This window comes from Pseudonocardia sp. ICBG1142 (assembly GCF_020496255.1).
Classification (GTDB): Bacteria; Actinomycetota; Actinomycetes; order Mycobacteriales; family Pseudonocardiaceae; genus Pseudonocardia.
In genome coordinates this window covers 908,176-925,728 of record NZ_JAHLJC010000031.1, presented here as the reverse complement: position 1 = coordinate 925,728, position 17,553 = coordinate 908,176, and the positions used below count along the sequence as shown (strand labels likewise).

General features: G+C 72.7%; 14 protein-coding genes and 1 pseudogene. 10 read left to right on the top strand and 5 right to left on the bottom strand.

Going from position 1 to position 17,553, the window contains the following annotated elements:
* The first annotated feature begins 249 nt into the window (after positions 1-249).
* The 5 genes from shbA (at position 250) to KPL59_RS28535 (ending at position 6,777) form a co-directional block, all read left to right on the top strand.
* Positions 250-1,023 (top strand): RNA polymerase sigma factor ShbA, encoded by a 774-nt coding sequence (gene shbA, locus KPL59_RS28555; RefSeq protein WP_305080584.1) that lies wholly within the window; start codon positions 250-252, stop codon positions 1,021-1,023.
* A gap of 258 nt (positions 1,024-1,281) precedes the next feature.
* Entirely contained in the window at positions 1,282-3,942 is a 2,661-nt protein-coding gene (gene alaS / locus KPL59_RS28550) for an alanine--tRNA ligase (RefSeq protein ID WP_226362609.1), read from the top strand.
* Positions 3,939-4,388 (top strand): Holliday junction resolvase RuvX, encoded by a 450-nt coding sequence (gene ruvX, locus KPL59_RS28545; RefSeq protein ID WP_149665261.1) that lies wholly within the window; start codon positions 3,939-3,941, stop codon positions 4,386-4,388. The genes alaS and ruvX overlap by 4 nt, the downstream gene beginning before the upstream one ends.
* Positions 4,389-4,487: 99 nt before the next feature.
* Positions 4,488-5,621 (top strand): endolytic transglycosylase MltG, encoded by a 1,134-nt coding sequence (mltG, locus tag KPL59_RS28540; RefSeq protein WP_226362608.1) that lies wholly within the window; start codon positions 4,488-4,490, stop codon positions 5,619-5,621.
* A gap of 103 nt (positions 5,622-5,724) precedes the next feature.
* Positions 5,725-6,777, top strand: a complete 1,053-nt coding sequence (locus tag KPL59_RS28535; protein ID WP_226362607.1) for a 2,3-butanediol dehydrogenase — start codon at positions 5,725-5,727, stop codon at positions 6,775-6,777.
* A gap of 32 nt (positions 6,778-6,809) precedes the next feature.
* Here the strand turns inward: KPL59_RS28535 and KPL59_RS28530 are convergent, their stop codons facing one another.
* Positions 6,810-7,682: a spermidine synthase gene (locus KPL59_RS28530; RefSeq protein ID WP_226362606.1), complete on the bottom strand. Its 873-nt coding sequence runs from the start codon at positions 7,680-7,682 to the stop codon at positions 6,810-6,812.
* 87 nt (positions 7,683-7,769) lie between these two features.
* Between KPL59_RS28530 and KPL59_RS28525 the strand changes: the two genes are divergently transcribed.
* The 4 genes from KPL59_RS28525 to aroB are packed head-to-tail and all read left to right on the top strand — an operon-like array spanning position 7,770 to position 11,467.
* Entirely contained in the window at positions 7,770-8,450 is a 681-nt protein-coding gene (locus KPL59_RS28525) for an A24 family peptidase (RefSeq protein WP_226362605.1), read from the top strand.
* Between the two features lie 13 nt (positions 8,451-8,463).
* The gene (gene aroC, locus KPL59_RS28520) at positions 8,464-9,666 is read left to right on the top strand and encodes a chorismate synthase (RefSeq protein ID WP_075311707.1); all 1,203 of its coding nucleotides are present in this window, start codon (positions 8,464-8,466) and stop codon (positions 9,664-9,666) included.
* Positions 9,663-10,343: a shikimate kinase gene (locus tag KPL59_RS28515; RefSeq protein WP_308187969.1), complete on the top strand. Its 681-nt coding sequence runs from the start codon at positions 9,663-9,665 to the stop codon at positions 10,341-10,343. The genes aroC and KPL59_RS28515 overlap by 4 nt, the downstream gene beginning before the upstream one ends.
* A complete protein-coding gene (gene aroB, locus KPL59_RS28510; protein WP_226362604.1) occupies positions 10,340-11,467 on the top strand; it encodes a 3-dehydroquinate synthase in 1,128 nt (375 codons plus the stop codon). The genes KPL59_RS28515 and aroB overlap by 4 nt, the downstream gene beginning before the upstream one ends.
* A 209-nt stretch (positions 11,468-11,676) precedes the next feature.
* On the opposite strand, the gene KPL59_RS28505 is transcribed toward aroB, so the two are convergent.
* From KPL59_RS28505 to KPL59_RS28490, 4 genes and pseudogenes are all read right to left on the bottom strand, one after another.
* The gene (locus KPL59_RS28505) at positions 11,677-12,081 is read right to left on the bottom strand and encodes a hypothetical protein (RefSeq protein ID WP_226362603.1); all 405 of its coding nucleotides are present in this window, start codon (positions 12,079-12,081) and stop codon (positions 11,677-11,679) included.
* Positions 12,082-12,217: 136 nt separating this feature from the next.
* Positions 12,218-13,033 (bottom strand): annotated as a pseudogene (locus tag KPL59_RS28500) (MFS transporter); the annotation flags it as partial.
* 412 nt (positions 13,034-13,445) lie between these two features.
* Complete coding sequence (locus KPL59_RS28495) at positions 13,446-14,144, bottom strand: hypothetical protein (RefSeq protein WP_226362602.1); 699 nt, start codon at positions 14,142-14,144, stop codon at positions 13,446-13,448.
* Between the two features lie 307 nt (positions 14,145-14,451).
* On the bottom strand, positions 14,452-15,849 hold the full coding sequence (locus KPL59_RS28490) for a GGDEF domain-containing protein (RefSeq protein ID WP_226362601.1): 1,398 nt from the start codon (positions 15,847-15,849) through the stop codon (positions 14,452-14,454).
* A gap of 825 nt (positions 15,850-16,674) precedes the next feature.
* On the opposite strand from KPL59_RS28490, the gene KPL59_RS28485 reads away from it, so the two are divergent.
* Positions 16,675-17,439 carry a transposase gene (locus KPL59_RS28485; RefSeq protein ID WP_226362600.1) on the top strand — a complete coding sequence of 255 codons (765 nt, stop codon included), beginning with the start codon at positions 16,675-16,677 and terminating at the stop codon, positions 17,437-17,439.
* Positions 17,440-17,553: the final 114 nt, after the last annotated feature.

Sequence of the window (17,553 nt, the reverse complement as noted above, 5' to 3'; positions counted from 1 at the left end):
CGTCAGGACCCGAGGCTCCTACTGTCCGTTGTTACATACCGCAAATTGTGCATATTAATTGACCCCGAAAGGGTGCACCGCGAGGGTTGAACGCAGGCCGGGGCGCGGCCGGGCGGACCTGCCGGCAGCGCCGACCACCACCGGCGGAGGACAGCGCGACAGTCGCACCGCCCGACCTCTCCCGGGGTCGGACGGGCGGTGCCGGCGCCTGACGCGCCCCCCGGGGCGCGACCGAGGAGAGCTGGGTAGATGCACGACGGACCCGTGGCCATCGCGACCGCACCCGACGACACCGCACCCGACGACACCGTCGAGGAGACCGACCCCGGGCAGGCGCCGGACCTGCTCCCCCCGGAGATGCTGGCCGCCGCCGTCGCCGTCGACGAGCGCGCCGTCGCACTGCTCCTGGCCAAGGTGCATCCGCAGGTGGCGCGCTTCTGCCGCGCCCGGCTGGGCCGGCGCGAGACCATCCTCGGCTGCGCTGACGACGTCGCACAGGACGTCTGCATGGCCGTGCTCTCCGTACTGCCGGACTACCGGCCCTCGGGCATGTCGTTCCGCGCGTTCGTGTTCGGCATCGCCCGGCACAAGGTCGCCGACGCGTTCCGGGCGATGGCCCGCAACCGCTGCGACGCCGTGGAGGAGGTCCCCGAGCGGTTCAGCCGCGAGGAGGACCCGGAGCAGTTCGTGTTCCACGCCGAGCGCAACGACCGGCTGTCCGACCTCATGGGCCTGCTCGGCCCGCGACAGGTCGAGATTCTCACGTTGCGCGTCGCGGTCGGGCTGAGCGCCGAGGAGACCGCCGACGTGCTCGGCTCCACCCCGGGTGCGGTCCGCGTCGCCCAGCACCGCGCGCTGCAGCGGCTGCGCCGCGAGCTGGAGGACCGCGCGTCCCGCCGGGCGGGTGCCCGGGTCGTCGCCGTCGCCGCCCCGCGGGCCCCCGTCCGCGCCCCCTCGGCCCTCGTCCCCGCGGTCCCCGCGCCGCGGCCCCCACTCGACGCCCCGCTGCCGGTCGCGGTGTGACCGCGGCGTGACGGCGGGCCCGCCCGCTCCCCGGTCGACCCCCCGGACCGGGAGCACGGCGTGGCCCGCAGGCGGCCGGTGCCGGTGCGCTCGGGCGCGCACCGGCACCGGCCGTCGCTGCTGCGGGTGCCGGTAACCTGGCACGACCGGCCTCCCGCGGCGTCCCCACGCCGCGCGGCCTACGGTGTGGCGCGGGCGCAGGGCGCCCGCCCCGTCGCCGACCCGTCGCCAGCCGTACCCGTCACGAGAGACCCACCGGTGCAGACCCACGAGATCGTCCGTCGTTTCACCGCCCACTTCGAGAGCAACGGGCACACGCCCGTCCCCAGCGCCTCGCTGATCCTCGAGGACCCGCAGCTGCTGTTCGTCAACGCGGGCATGGTGCAGTTCAAGCCGTACTTCCTCGGCGACGTCCCCGCGCTCTACCCGCGCGCCACGTCGATCCAGAAGTGCGTCCGCACGCCGGACATCGACGAGGTCGGCAAGACCACCCGGCACACCACGTTCTTCCAGATGGCCGGGAACTTCTCCTTCGGCGACTACTTCAAGCGCGGCGCCATCGAGTTCGCCTGGTCGCTGATCACCCGCAGCCAGGACGAGGGCGGCTACGGCTTCGACCCGGAGATCATCTGGGTCACCGTCTACCACGACGACGACGAGGCCATCGCGCTCTGGAAGGAGATCGCGGGCCTGCCGGAGGAGCGCATCCAGCGCCGCGGCGGCGACGACAACTACTGGGACATGGGCGTCCCCGGCCCCGGCGGACCCTGCTCGGAGATCTACGTCGACCGCGGCCCGGAGTTCGGCGCCGAGGGCGGCCCCGAGGCCGACGAGGACCGCTACCTCGAGATCTGGAACCTCGTCTTCATGCAGGACGAGCGCGGCGAGCTGTCCCCGAAGAAGGGGCATCCGCCGATCGGCACGCTGCCGCACAAGAACATCGACACCGGGATGGGCGTCGAGCGGGTCGCCTTCCTGCTGCAGGGCGTCAACAACGTCTACGAGACCGACCTCGTCCGCCCGGTGATCGCCAAGGCCGAGCAGCTCTCGGGCCGCCGCTACGGCGAGAACGAGGCCGACGACGTCCGCTTCCGCGTCATCGCCGACCACGCCCGGTCCTCGATGATGATCGTCGGTGACGGCGTCACCCCGGGCAACGAGGGCCGCGGCTACGTGCTGCGTCGGCTGCTGCGCCGCATCGTGCGCTCCGCCCGGCTGCTCGGCGTCACCGGTCCCTGCCTGGGTGAGTTCGCCGAGGTCGTGCGCGAGACCATGTCGCCCACCTACCCCGAGCTCACCGCCGACTTCGAGCGCATCTCCGCGGTCATCCGGGCCGAGGAGGACACCTTCCGCGCCACGTTGACCGCCGGGGAGCGGATCTTCGAGGGCGCGGTGTCGAAGGCTCGCTCCGCCGGGAGCGACACCCTGCCCGGCGACCAGGCGTTCGCGCTGCACGACACCTACGGCTTCCCGATCGACCTGACCCTGGAGATGGCCGCCGAGGCCGGACTCACCGTCGACCGGGAGCGGTTCACCGCGCTGATGGACGAGCAGCGTTCGCGGGCCAAGGCCGACGCCGCCGGGCGCAAGGTCGGCTTCGTCGACGCCTCGGTGTACCGCGCCGTCCTCGACACCCACGGCGCCACCGACTTCACCGGGTACCAGACGCTGCAGTCCGAGGCCCGGGTCGTCGGGCTGCTGCGCGACGGCGCCACCGTGCCCGCGGCCGAGGAGGGCGAGCAGGTCGAGGTGCTGCTCGACCGCACCCCGTTCTACGCCGAGGCCGGCGGCCAGCAGGCCGACACCGGTGTGCTCCGCGGTGCGTCGTTCGAGGTCCGGGTGGACGACGTCCAGTCGCCGGTGGCCGGGCTGCGGGTGCACCGCGGCGTCGTCACCGCCGGCACCGTGACCCTCGACGCCGAGGTCGTCGCCGACGTCGACCGCACCCGCCGGTCCGCGATCTCGCGCGCCCACACCGCCACCCACCTCGTGCACGCCGGGGTCCGCGGGGCGCTGGGCAGCGCCGCCGCGCAGGCCGGGTCGCTCAACGCCCCGGGCCGGCTGCGGTTCGACTTCACCTCCCCGACCGGGGCCGTGCCGCCCGCGGCGCTGGTCGAGATCGAGGAGGAGGTGAACTCGGTCCTGCAGGAGGACCGGGAGATCCAGACCTACGAGACCTCCATCGACGAGGCCCGCTCGCTCGGCGCGATGATGCTGTTCGGCGAGAAGTACGGCGACCGCGTGCGCGTGGTCGACATGGGCGACTACTCGCGTGAGCTCTGCGGTGGCACCCACGTCGGGCGCACCGGCGAGCTCGGCCTGGTCCGGGTGCTGTCCGAGGCCTCCATCGGCTCCGGGGTGCGTCGGGTCGAGGCGCTGGTGGGCCTGGACGCCTTCAAGCACGCCACGACCGAGCACCTGCTGGTCAACCAGCTCGCCGACCAGCTCAAGGCGCGCCCGGAGGAGCTGCCGGAACGGATCAACGGGATCGTCGAGCGGCTGCGGACCACCGAGCGGGACCTGGAGAAGCACCGCGCCGACGCCGTCCTGGCCTCGGCCGGGGCGCTGGCCGAGCGGGCCGAGGACCTCGACGGCACCGCGCTCGTCGCCGTCACCGCCCCGGAGGGGGTGACCGGCAACGACCTGCGGACCCTCGCCGCCGACGTGCGCGGCAAGCTGGGCGACCGGCCCGGCGTGGTCGTGCTGTTCGGCGTCGACGGGGAGAAGGTGTCGTTCGTCGTCGCCACCACGAAGGCGGCACGGGACAACGGGGTCGCCGCCGGGAAGCTGATCGGCGAGTTCGCCCCGGCGGTCGGCGGGCGCGGCGGCGGCAAGCCCGACCTCGCCCAGGGTGGCGGCACCGACCCGGCCGGGATCGACGCCGCGGTGCAGAAGCTGCGCACCGCGCTGCGTCCGTGACGCCGGTCCGCGGGCGGCGCCTGGGCATCGACGTCGGCGCCGTCCGCGTCGGCGTCGCGATGTGCGACCCGGACGGGATCCTCGCGACCCCGGTCGAGACCGTCGCGCGCGACGCGGAGGGCGGCGCCGACGTGCGCCGGATCGCCGAGCTGGTGGCCGAGCACGACGTCGTCGGGATCGTGCTCGGGCTGCCCCGGAACCTGCGCGGCGAGGACGGCCCGGCCGCCGTCGCCGCGCGGGAGTTCGCGGCCGCGTTGGAGGCGGGTCTCGCCGCCGCCGGCTGCGCGGTGCCGGTCGAGCTCACCGACGAGCGGATGACCACCGTCGTCGCGACCCGGCAGCTCGCCGGGCGCGGCGTGCGCGGCCGCAAGCAACGCTCCGTGATCGACCAGCAGGCCGCCGTCGCCATCCTGCAGGGCTGGCTGGATACCACCCGCGGCGGCTGATCACCGCCACCGGGGGTGACCACCGGGCGGGCGCCGGGCCGTTACCCTCGTGCCCGTGACCGGCGCCGGCGAGTACGACGTGACGTCCCGGGGCCCGGTGTGAGTACGACCGCGGGCCCCGTGCGGCACCGTCCGACCCCGGTGCACTTCCGGCGGCGGCTCGCCCTGCTGGGGTCGGCGCTGTTGGCCGGTGCGGTGCTCGTCGCGGCGGGTCTGTACCTGCGCGGCGCCGACGACTACACCGGTTCCGGCAGCGGCTCGGTGGTGGTGCGGGTCGAGTCCGGCGACTCCACCAGTGCGATCGGGGACACCCTGGTCGGGTTGGACGTGGTGAAGTCCCGGGCGGCCTTCGTCGAGGCCGCCGCCGAGGAGCCCGGCATCCAGCGGGTCCAGCCCGGCTACTACGAGCTCCGCTCGCAGATGTCCGGCGACTCCGCGGTGGAAGCGCTGCTCGACCCGGAGCGGCGCGTCGGGTTCTTCGACGTCAAGGGCGGCGTCCAGCTCGACGACACCCGCGCCCCGGACGGCACCGTCTCCCCGGGTGTGCTGTCCCAGATCTCCCGCGCCACCTGCCTCGGCGCCGCCGACGGCGACCCCACCTGCACGAGCGTCGATGCCCTGCGCACCGCGATGGCCGACGCGGACCCGGCCGCGATCGCCGTCCCCGACTGGGCCCGCGCCGGCTACCGGGCCGCGGCGCCCGAGCGCCGGATGGAGGGCCTGGTCGCCCCCGGCCCCTACGACCTGGATCCGCGTGGCACCCCCGAGCAGGTGCTGCGCCAGGTCCTCACCGCCTCGGCGAAGCGGCTCGACGCGGCCGGGCTGGGCGGCGCGAACTCCTACCGCACCCTCGTGCTCGCCTCGGTCGTGGAGAAGGAGGCGCTCGTCCCCGACATGCCCAAGGTGGCACGGGTGATCGAGAACCGGCTCGCGGCGAACCAGCGCCTGGAGATGGACTCCACCGTCAACTACCCGCTCGACGTGCAGGCGCTGCGCACCACCGCCGAGGCCCGCAACACCCCCGGCCCGTACAACACCTACCTCAACACCGGGCTGCCACCGACGCCCGTCGCCTCGGTGTCCACCGCCGCGCTGGCGGCCGCGGAGAAGCCGGCCGCGGGGCCCTGGCTGTTCTTCGTGCGGTGCACCACCGAGGGTGCGTCCTGCTTTGCCACGACCTACCCCGAGCACCTCGGCAACGTCGACCGTGCCCGCGCCGCCGGAGCGTTCTGACCCATCACCGGGCGCGCATGCAACCCCGCCCCAACCCGTGACGGCGCTCACCCTCCACCGGTAGACCGGTCCCGACAACGACGTCAGGCGAGAGGAGCCAACGATGCGTGCGGTCGTCTACCGGGGACGCGGGGACCTCGACATCACCGACGTGCCCGAGGGCGAGGTGGGCCCCGGCGAGGTCCGGCTCAGGGTCGGGTTCAACGGCATCTGCGGCTCGGACCTGCACGAGTACTACGCGGGGCCGATCTTCATCCCGAACGGGCAGAAGCACCCGCTGACCGGCCGCGAGCTGCCGTTGACCCTCGGCCACGAGTTCTCCGGCACCGTCGTCGAGATCGGGACGGGGGTCCAGGGCGTCACCGAGGGCGACCGGGTCGCGGTGATGCCGCTCTACAGCTGCGGGACGTGCTCGCGCTGCGCCGAGGGCCGCGAGAACGTGTGCGCGCAGATCGGCTTCCACGGGCTGATGGCCGACGGCGGCATGGCCGAGTCGACGGTCGTCCCGGCACACATGCTGCACCCGCTGCCGGAGAACGTGTCGCTGGAGATGGGCGCGCTCGTCGAGCCCATGTCGGTGGCCTACCACGCGGCAAAGCTCGGCGAGGTGGACCCGGGCGACACCGCCCTGGTGTTCGGCGCCGGGCCGATCGGGATCGGGCTGTGGTTCGCGCTGTGCGGCATGGGCGTGGAGAACGTCCGCGTCGTCGAGCCGTCGACGACCCGGCGCGGCGCGATCGAGCGGCTCGGCGCCCAGACCCTCGACCCGACCTTCCAGGACGTGCCCGCGATCGTCGCCGACCTGACGAACGGCCGGGGCGCCGACGCCTGCTACGACGCCGCGGGCGTCGCCCCGGCCGTCGCGACGGCGCTGGACACCCTCGGTGCCGGCCGTCCGATGGTCAGCGTCGCGATCTACGAGACGCCCCTGGTGACCCCGCTGCTCAGCTTGGTCCTCGGGGAGTCCCGCATCCAGGGCTCGCTCTGCTACACCCACGACGACTACCGGGCGGTGATCGAACTGATGGCGGGCGGCCACTACGACACCACCGGCTGGACGGAGAGGATCGCGATGCGCGACGTCGTCGAGGAGGGCTTCGAGGCGCTGCACGCGGGCCGGAAGATGAAGGTCCTGGTCGACCCGTCCCTAGGCTGACCGGGGGGCTTGGCGGGGGCCCTGACCGGGGGTCACTGCCCCCAGAAGCCCTCCGGCGGCCGCGGTGAGGGGACCGCGCACGCATCGGTGACGACGCCCGCGCCGCGGCCGAGGGCGCGGGTGTCGGCGTCGTCGAGGACCCGGGCCGGGAACGGGTCCCCGGCCGCGCGGCGGGTCACGCCGGGCACCGGGAGCTCCCGGTCCGACGCGGCGAGCACGAGGTTCCCGAACCGGCGACCGTGCAGCACGTCCGGCGCGGCGACGAGTGCGAGCTCGGCGAACGCCGCGCCGGCCGTCGCGATCTGACCGGGCAGGAACGGCCACGGGGCGCCGTCGCCGAGGTTCGCCACGTGCATCCCGGTCGGCGCGAGCACCCGGCGGACGGCGGTGAGGAACTCCGCCGTCGTCACCTGGGCCGGGGTGCGGGCGCCGGCGAACACGTCGACGACGACGACGTCGAACGACCCGGGCGCGAACCGGCCCAGGGTGGCGCGTGCCTCCCCGGTGACCACGGCCAGCCTGTCCGCGAGGCCGGGGCCCGGCAGGCGGTGCGCGACGAGGGCGGCCAGCTCGGCGTCGAGCTCGACGACGGTCTGGGGCGACCCGGGGCGGGTCGCGGCGACGTAGCGGGCCAGCGTCCAGGCCCCGCCGCCCAGGTGCAGCACCCGCAGCGGCACGGCGGGCGGCGCGGCGAGGTCCACGAGGTGGCCGATCCGGCGGACGTACTCGAACTCGAGGTGCTCGGGGGCGTCGAGGTCGACGTGGGACTGGGCGGTCCCGTCGAGCAGCAACGTCCACGACGACGGCCGCGCCGCGTCCTGCACCAGCTCGGCGACGCCGTGGTCGACCTCGGCGCGGACCACCGCGCCGGCCCGACGGTCGTCCTGCGGTGCACGGGATCCCATTCCGGTCATCCTGCCCCGGCCCGACGAGTTGTCCACAGGCGGGCGATCGGTCGGTCCGGGCGGCGCCGCGGGCCCCAGGATCGGGGTATGAGCCTCGTCGTCCTCGCCGCCGCCCTGGGTCTCGTCGCCGGTGCGGGTACCCGGTACCTGCTGGCCCGGGCGCCCCGCGGGGCGCCGGCACCGGAGCGGTGGTGCGGGCCGGGGACCGTGGCGGGGACGGCGGCGGGGACGGCGGCGGGGACGGCACTGTGCTGGGCGGCGGTCGCGCTGGCGGTGCAGACCGGGCGGATCGACCCGCGGTGGGCGGCGCTGCTCGCGGTTCTGTCCTGGCTGGCCGTGGCCGGGTCGGCGACCGACCTGCTGGTCCGCCGGCTGCCGAACGCGCTCACGGTGCCCGGGTTCGTGCTGGTGCTGGCCGCGCTCGTCCCGGCCGGGGGCGGCGCCGTGCTGCGCGGCCTGGCCGGCGCGGTGCTGCTCGGCGGCGCCTACCTGGTGGTGCACCTGGTCTCGCCGCACGCGATGGGCGGCGGCGACGTGAAGCTGGCCGCCCCGGTGGGAGCCGCGGCCGCCGGGACGGGGTGGGCGCTGCTGCCGGTGGTGGCGGTGGGCGCCGCGATCGCCTCGGCGGTGGTGGCGCTCGTCGTGGTCGCGGCCGGCCGGGCCGGGTGGGGGAGCAGGCTCCCGCACGGGCCGGTGCTGCTCGGTGCCGCCCTGGTGGTCGTCGCCGTGACGGTCGTGGTGCCGTCGGGTGTCGTCGGGGCCGGGTGAGAGGATGGTCGCCGTGCTGCGATGGATCACCGCCGGGGAGTCCCACGGTCCGGCCCTGGTGGGCGTGCTGGAGGGCATGGTCGCCGGTGTCTCGGTCACCACGAAGGAGCTGCAGGCCGAGCTGGCCCGCCGCAAGCTCGGCTACGGCCGCAGCCCACGGATGGCGTTCGAGGCCGACGAGCTGGAGGTCCTCGGCGGCCTGCGGCACGGGGTCACCCAGGGCGGCCCGGTCGCGGTCCGGATCGGCAACACCGAGTGGCCCAAGTGGGAGACGGTGATGGCCGCCGACCCGGTGGACCCGGAGCTGATCGCGCACCGCGCCCGCAACGCGCCGCTGACCCGGCCCCGCCCCGGGCACGCCGACCTCGCCGGCATGACCAAGTACGGCTTCGACGAGGCCCGTCCGGTCCTGGAGCGGGCCAGCGCCCGTGAGACCGCGGCGCGAGTCGTGCTCGGCACCGTCGCGAAGGCGTTCCTGCAGCAGGCGCTCGGCGTGACGATCGTGTCCCACGTCGTGGGCATCGGTGCCGTCGACGCCCCGGACGACGAGCCGCTGCCCGGCCCCGCCGACCTCGACCGGATCGACGCCAACCCGGTGCGCGCGTTCACCGACGCCACGGGTGCCGCGATGGCCGCCGAGATCGACGCCGCCCACGACGCGGGCGACACCCTCGGCGGGGTCATCGAGGTCATCGCCTACGGGATGCCGGTCGGCGTCGGCACCTACGTGCAGGCCGACCGCCGCCTCGACGCCCGGCTCGCCGCCGCGCTGATGGGCATCCAGGCGATGAAGGGCGTCGAGATCGGCGACGGCTTCCGCACCGCGCACCGCCGCGGCTCCGTCGCCCACGACGAGATGGTCCCCGCCGGCTCGCCCGGGCAGGGCCCGGCGGGCACCGTCCCGGTCACCCGGCTCACCAACCGGGCCGGTGGCATCGAGGGCGGGATGACCAACGGCGAGCCGGTCCGGGTCCGGGTCGCGATGAAGCCGATCTCCACCGTGCCGCGGGCGCTGCGCACCATCGACACCACCACCGGTGAGGAGGCCACCGCCATCCACCAGCGCTCCGACGCCTGCGCCGTGCCGCGTGCCGGGGTCGTCGTCGAGACGATGGTGGCGCTGGTGCTGGCCCAGGCCGCGCTGGAGAAGTTCGGCGGGGACTCGCTCGACGAGACCCGCCGCAACGTCGCCTCCTACCTCGCGGGGCAGCGGTGACCGCGCCGGGCCCCGACGCGCAGGGACGCCCCTGGCTGGTGCTCGTCGGCCCGCCCGGGTGCGGCAAGAGCACCATCGGGACCCTGCTCGCCCAGCGTCTCGGGCTGAGCTTCGCCGACACCGACGCGGTGATCGTCGAGCGCATCGGCAGGCCGATCGCGGAGATGTTCGTGGAGGAGGGGGAGCCCGCGTTCCGCGCGCTGGAGCGGGAGGTCGTCGCCGAGCAGCTGCACGCCGGGCACGGCGTGCTCGCCCTCGGCGGCGGCTCGGTGCTCGCCGCCGAGACCCGGGCGCTGCTCGCCGGGCACCGCGTCGTCGCCCTGGAGGTGGACCTCGCCGACGGGATGCGCCGCACCGGCATGTCCACCGCGCGCCCGCTGCTGGCCGGGGTGAACCCGCGTGCCACCTTCCGCGCCCTGCTCGCCGAGCGCGCCCCGCTCTACGCGGAGGTCGCGACCGTGCAGGTGAGTACGGTGCGGCGCAGCCCCAACCAGGTCGTCGCCGCGGTGCTGGCCGCGTTCGGCCAGGGCCCGGACACCCTGCCCGAAGCCTCGCCCGACGCGGCCGACCCGTTCGACCGTCCCACCCCGCGCCAGGACTCGACGCTCCCGGAGCCCGGCTTCGGCTCACCACAGGACGCCACCGGGACCGGCACCGAGCGGGCGGAGGCCCGATGACCGACACCACCACGCTGCCCGACACCTCCGGCACCCTCGAGTCCGACGGTGCGGTCCGCATCGACGTGCGCACCGAGCAACCCTACCCGGTGCTCGTCGGCGCAGGGGTCGCCGCCCGCCTCGCCGAGGTCGTCACCGGGACCGGCGCCGGCCGGGTGCTCGTGCTGCACCCGCCGACCCTTGCCGACCGCGCTGCCGCCGCCCGCGACGAGCTCGCCGCCGCCGGGCTGGCCGCCGCGCTGCACGAGGTCCCCGACGCCGAGGGCGGCAAGTCGCTGACCTCGCTGGCCGACTGCTGGGACGCCTGCGCCGAGTCCGGGCTGACCCGCGCCGACGTCGTCGTCGGGTTCGGTGGGGGAGCGGTCACCGACCTCGCCGGGTTCGTCGCCGCCACCTGGATGCGCGGGGTGAAGGTCGTGCACGTCCCGACCACGCTGCTCGCGATGGTCGACGCCGCCGTCGGCGGGAAGACCGGCATCAACACCGCCGCCGGGAAGAACCTGGTCGGCGCGTTCCACGAGCCGTCCGCGGTCCTGGTCGACCTCGACACGCTGTGCACGCTGCCGCGCGCGGAGCTCGTCGCCGGGTCCGCGGAGGTGTGGAAGGCCGGGTTCATCGCCGACCCGGTCATCCTCGACCGCGTCCGCGCCGACCCGGCCGCCGCGCTGGACCCGACCGGGCCGGTGCTGGCCGAGCTGGTGCGCCGCGCGATCCGGGTGAAGGCCGACGTCGTCGGGGCGGACCTGCGCGAGTCGCACCTGCGGGAGATCCTCAACTACGGTCACACCCTCGGCCACGCCGTGGAGCGCCGCGAGCGCTACCGCTGGCGGCACGGGAACGCCGTCGCCGTCGGCCTGGTGTTCGCCGCCGAGCTCGCCCGCGCCGCCGGGCGGCTCGACGACGCCACCGCCGACCTGCACCGCGAGGTGCTGGAGCTGGTCGGGTTGCCGACGAGCTACGAGCCCGGCGTGCTCGACGAGCTGACGGAGACCATGCGCGGTGACAAGAAGTCCCGCGCCGGGACGCTGCGGTTCGTGGTCCTCGACGGCCTCGCCGAGCCCGGCCGCCTGGAGGGCCCGGACCCGGAGCTGCTGGCGACCGCGTACGCCGCGATCTCCCGCTGAGACCTCACCCCATGCGTGGGGTGGGTGCGTGACCCGGACGCCTGCGTGAGCAGCAGGTCGTTCGCCTCGGTGGTCGTGGGCAAGCGTCGTCGGCGGTGCTGTCGCACCCGGTGACCTCGACGCCCGTTGCCGCCCCGCCCGCGACCCGTGGCTCAATCCCGCGTAGGCGGTCGAGGTCGTCGCGGTCGAGTTCGGCTGAACGGCCTCGCTCATGCGCTCGTCGCCTGCTGCTGGGGGGCGGTGCGCGAGGGGCGCAGGATGGCCGCGGCCAGGCTCACTCCGATGAGGGTGACCGCTGCGGCCATCCATCCGGCGAGCCGCAGTCCCGCGACGACGGCGTCCGGGGTCGCGTCGGGTTCCAGTCCGGCGCTCGCCACGGCGACCAGGGCGGCGAGGCCGACCGCGGAGCCGAGGTACTGCGAGGTCGAGGCCAGGGCGGAGGCGACGCCCTGCTGGTCGGGTGCGACGCCGGTGGAGACGGAGACGAACAGTGGTGGGAACGCGAGCCCGGCGGAGGTGCCCCAGAGGAGCACGCCGGGCAGGACGGCCCAGTAGGAGCCGTCGCCGGACATGCCGAGGGCGAGCACGACCAGTGAGGCGGTCACGCCGGTCATGCCGATGGCGAGGGTGGTGCGGATGCCGAGCCTGCCCAGCAGCGGGGGGGGGGATCAGTGTCATCGATGCGAGCAGGCTGCAGATGCTGAGTGGCAGGAAGGCGAAGCCTGCGGTGAGCGGGGAGTAGCCCAGGACGGTCTGGAGGTAGGTGGTGAACAGGTAGTACTGGGTGCCGACGGTTCCCATGAACACGAAGATCACCGCGGTGGCGGCGACGACGTTGCGGTTGCGGAACAGGCGCAGGGGTACGAGTGGGTCGCGGGTGCGGGACTCCACGAGCACGAACAGGCCCACCAGCACGAGACCGAGTACGAGCGCGCCGACGCCGCGCGGGGTGAGCCAGCCGATCTCCGGGCCCGAGACCAGGCCGAGCACGACGAGGGTGAACCCCGCGGTGGCCAGGACGGCGCCGGGCAGGTCGAATCCGCCGGTACTGGTCGTGTGGTCGCGGCTGAGCAGGGTCGGTGTCGCGGCGAGCGCGATGGCCATCAGGGGCACGTTGACGAAGAAGACCCATTCCCAGCCGAGCAGGCTGGTGAGCACCCCGCCGCCGAGGGCGCCGACCGCGGCGCCGGTCGCCCCCGCGGCTCCCCAGACCGCGAGGGCCTTGTTGCGTGCGGGGCCCTCCGCGAAGTGCGCGGTGACGAGCGTGAGGGTGGACGGGGTCAGCAGCGCCGCGCCGAGCCCCTGTACCGCGCGGGCGAGCACGAGCACGGTCGGGCCGCTCGCGAGGCCCGCGACGAGTGAGGACAGTCCGAAGACCACGAGCCCGGCGACGAACATGCGCCGCGCTCCCAGCCGGTCCGCGGCCCGCCCGCCGAGCAGGAGGAAGCCGCCGAGGACGACGGTGTAGGTGCTGACGACGGTCTGCAGCGACTGTTCGGAGAAGCCGAGGTCGCGGCCGATCTCCGGCAGCGCCACGAAGACGATGTCGAAGTCGATCGCGGTCATGAACTGGGCGAACGCGAGCAGGGCCAGGGTGAGCCCCGGCCGGGGGACGGTGCGGGACGGAGCGGTGGACACGGGGATCCCTCCCCCGAGGCAGTTTCGGTCCTGCAGGTTCGGTCGCCCGCTCGACCTGGAGGAAGAGGGAACATTCGGGTCGCCTGGGGAACAGCGATGTGACCGCCCCGGTAGATCGGGACGCGGCGAACGTTCCTGTGGCGCGACTCACGATCCGCGCGGCCGATGACCGGCTGATGAGCCCCTCATGGGCGGCCCCGTCGATGCCGGCTCTGGACGCCGACCCCGAGAGGCGGGCACGGACGAAGCCCGAGACGTCCGTGCGACGCGACCGGTGAGCGTCCTGGCGCTTGCCTCGGCGGAACACAGGCCACGCTCCGCCGAGGCAGGAGCCGGCTCGTCAGCGGGTCGCGTGGGACTCGTAGCGGTACAGGACGGCCAGCTGGGGGACCGAACGGCGCACGTCACGCGGGGAGGCGACGGCCAGGGCCGTCAGGTCGTCGGCCGCGGCCCACAGCTGCTCGGCCGACGACAACTCGCCGTCGTGAGCGCGTGCGGTGAGATGGGCGATGGCGGCGTCGCCGCGCGGGTTCAGGTGCGCGACCCGCCACAGCAGATGACGGGCCGCGGCGAGGTAGGCATCGTCCGACCTGGAGGCCTGTTGGTCGTCGAGATGGGCGAGCAGGTCCCAGGTCGGCTCGCCGGCGGCCGGACGTACCGCGAACAGCGGCCGTGCCCCCTCGCGCTCCCGGACCGCTCGCTCGCGGCTGCGCATGCGGCACGCCCAGGCGACGAAGCCGGTCGCAACAGTGAGCAGAAGGAGCACCAGCAGCGCTTCGGACGCCTGCAGGACTGCTGCGCCGAGCCCGCCACCGACCAGCAGCGAGACCACGATCAGGCGCGCCCGGCGGGGCCCCGGCGCGGTCGCGGTGTCCGCGGCGTCGGACAACAACGCCATCATCAACGGCCGGGGCAACAGCGGATCGGCCACGATCAGCTGACCCGCGTGCGGCAGCGCTGCGCCCCACCAGGTCAGCTCGGCGCCGACCCGTGACGGGGCAGCAGCTCCACCGAGCTGCCAGCTGTCGCGCGCGGTCACCTGCGCAGCCTCCGTGAACACGTCGCTTGCCCGCCCGCGCCCGTTGGCGCTCATCCGGCGGGATGGAGCAGCGAATACAACACATCGCGTCCTGTAGGGCCATACGATCGAGCACTCCGTCACCTGGTGAGACCAACCGCCTGCACGAAGCGCAACGGATCTTGTGACGCCAGGTAGTTGAAGGCGGCACGGGCAGCATGGCGGCAGTGACCGCCCCGACCGTCGAGCTCGCCGAGGGCGTGACCCCGAAGAGAGGCCGACACCGGTCGAGATCAGATGGCGCCCGCGTCGTCGCTGCGTACGTCCCTCATGATCCCGGGCGTGGTGACGGCACCGACGGGCCGGACGGAGGAGCGGCCGGGCCGTGGCTGACCAGGACCTGGTTGCGCCCGGCGTTCTTCGCGGCGTAGAGGGCCTCGTCGGCGGCCGCGAGCAGGACGTCGAGCTCGCGACCGGCCTGCGGGTAGACCGCGGCCCCGATCGAGGCGGTGAGGTCGGTGACCGCGACCGGGGGGACCTCGTCGTCGACGTGGACCGCCAGGCGTTCGATCCTGCGTCGGATCCGCTCTCCCACCTCCAGGACCGCTTCTTCGTTGCGGCTTGCCGACGTGAACATCCCGGCCAGCGCTATGACGAACTCCTCCCCGCCGAAGCGACCCGCGGCGTCGTCGTCGCGGATTTCGGCGACGATCGCCTCGCCGACCGCGCGGAGCACCGCGTCACCGACCAGGTGCCCGTAGCGGTCGTTGACCTCTTTGAAGAAGTCCAGGTCGAGGATGAGCACGCCGGCGCAGGTGCAGTCGCGCTTCGCCGCGCCGAGCAGCTGCAGCGCGCGGGAACGCCAGCCCTCGGCGTTCAGCAGACCGGTCTTCGCGTCCGTCGCTGCCCGTGTCTCCAGCTGCCTGATGAGGGTCGTCTGCTCCATCAACACGAGCGCGGGGATCAGCAGCCAGACGAGCAGGACGTGGTCGGGGACGATGACAGCCGCCACGATTCCGCCGAGGCTCAGTGTGGCGGTCTCCAGCGCGATCTCCCCTCCGGCGAGGATCGCGAGGAATGTGCTGCCCGGCTGCGCGAGCCGGATGACGCTCACGACCAGCAACATGTTCGTACCGGTGTAGACCACCAGACACGCAGCGATCTCGACGATCGCCCACCAGGAGTCGAATCCGCCGGATCCGGGAAAGATCAGTGTGACCGCGTAAACCAGGTAGACGGCCAGGACGACCGTCGACGTCGAATAGAGCTGTCGATGCGGTGGAGTTCCTGCGGGTCGGAACACGCGGAAGTACAGATGTGTGTAACTGGCGATCACCGTGGCCGCTGCCAGCATCGGCGGTAGCAACAACGCGCCCGCGAATGTCCACACCGAACTCAGGTCGACGTATCTGGTCTCGGCGATGCGCCGCCGTAGTCGTTCGGCACGCAGTGAGATCTCGGCGTGGAACCCGCTCAAGATCACCAGTGTGCCTGCGATCAGCCATGCCGACAGATCGCGTGGGACGCCGCCGAGGACGATATCGACGGTGAGTAGGCACACAGCGGCGAGCTCTACCGCGACGAGTAGCGCTCGGACGCCGATCGGAAGTGACCACAGCTGCCACGCCGCCAGCCACGACCGGAGCGTACTCTGGTCGGTGTCTCGCGCGGCGGATGAGGTCACCGAAATCCCCGAATCGTAGATCGTTTTCTCTCGTGTCAGCATAGACGTCGTCCAGCGGTTTCATCCCTGCTCAGTCGTGTCGCTCTCACTGATCTGCTGGGCGCCACCCGGGCTCGAATGACCCGCCAAGATCAACTAAGGCGCTGACGTGGTGATGCTTCTCGCCTACCCTGTCGAGGTCGCCGCGAGGCGGGGCTCGGTGCCTCGGCGGCTCGCCGTCGGCGGACGGTTGGCGACTGGGCCGTTCGCAGTAACCCGACAGAAGGGGCTGCCCGGAGAGGGGGAGTCGTGCGTAACTGGAACTGGTGACGGAGCGCGGTTCGGTGTAAAGATTCTCCACTCCATCGAAAAGGGGGCGTAATGCGCAACTGGAACTGGTGACTGCAGTGGTTCAGCGGAACGGTGTCTGCGATGAGGGGTGGGTGGCGAGCGTGCGCAACTGGAACTGGTGAATGCGATGACGCGTTGGTCACGATGGTCTGGGAGGTGTCGACATGCGTAACTGGAACTGGTGAGGCGTGGATGCAACGACGTGTCGAAGAAGTGGGCGGGGAGGTGTGGGCGATGCGCAACTGGAACTGGTGAGGTGACCGAGTCGGGGCGGGTGTCGAGCCATCCGGCTGTCGGCGCCGGCGGGGATCGTCGGAAAGGGGAATGCGGGATGCGCAACTGGAACTGGTGAGCGCTGTGATCGACGGACACGAGCGGAGAGGGGAGATGGCTGTGCGCAACTGGAACTGGTGACGTGGAGGCTTATTCAGGCCCCGTGAAATAACGATCTAGCCCGGCGTGTCGGGTTGGCCGACAGCCCGTCCATCGCGAATATTGGTTTGCCGAATCAATCCGAGATGAACGGGTTGTCGCAGTATGTACTATGCCACTGGTTTCCGGCGTGATGAGATTCAGGATCTTGCCGCTATAGTGTATGAGCAGGATCAGCGGAACGCGACTGGCCTGCGACGGCCTTGGCCGCCGGTTCTGGGGTTGTTCTGGTCGGTGGTGATCACGTTGGCGTATCTGCGCGGGAATCGTGTGCAGTGGGAGTTGGCGGAAACCTATGGGGTGTCGCAGTCGACGGTTAGTCGAGCGATCGCGGGGGTGACACCGTTGCTGGCACAGGCGCTGCGGAGTGTCGTTCCGACGGCAGAGGAGCTTCGTGCCGATCGGCAGTACATCATCGATGGAACCTTGCTGCCCTGCTGGTCATGGGCCGCGGTGCCGGGTCTGTGGTCGGGCAAGCATCGCACCACCGGCGTCGTCGTCCAGGTCGCAGCCACCCTGGAAGGGCAGCTGTCGTGGATCTCCGACCCGACCCCAGGCTCCCGACACGACCTATATTGCCTCGACCAATCCGGCGCCCTCGACCACCTCGCCACATACCCCCCGATCGGCGATAAAGGATACATCGGGCGCGGCATGCTCACCCCGTTCAAAAAACCACCCGGCCGGGAACTTCTCGACTGGCAAAAAACATTCAACAAGAGCCTCAACCACACACGCGCCACCATCGAACGAGTCATCGCCCATATCAAAACGTGGAAAGTTCTCCACACAGACTACCGGCGGCCCTACGCCACATTTAAAACGACAATCTCGGCAGTCATCGGACTCATCTTCTACACACTTACCTGACGGAGCCTGAATAAGCCTCGTGGTACTGCCGTCCGAGATCGGGAAGAGGCAACTCGTGATATGTAGCCGTGTACGGATCTGAAGCACGCGCCGGCGACGTCCGGCCGGGGAAGG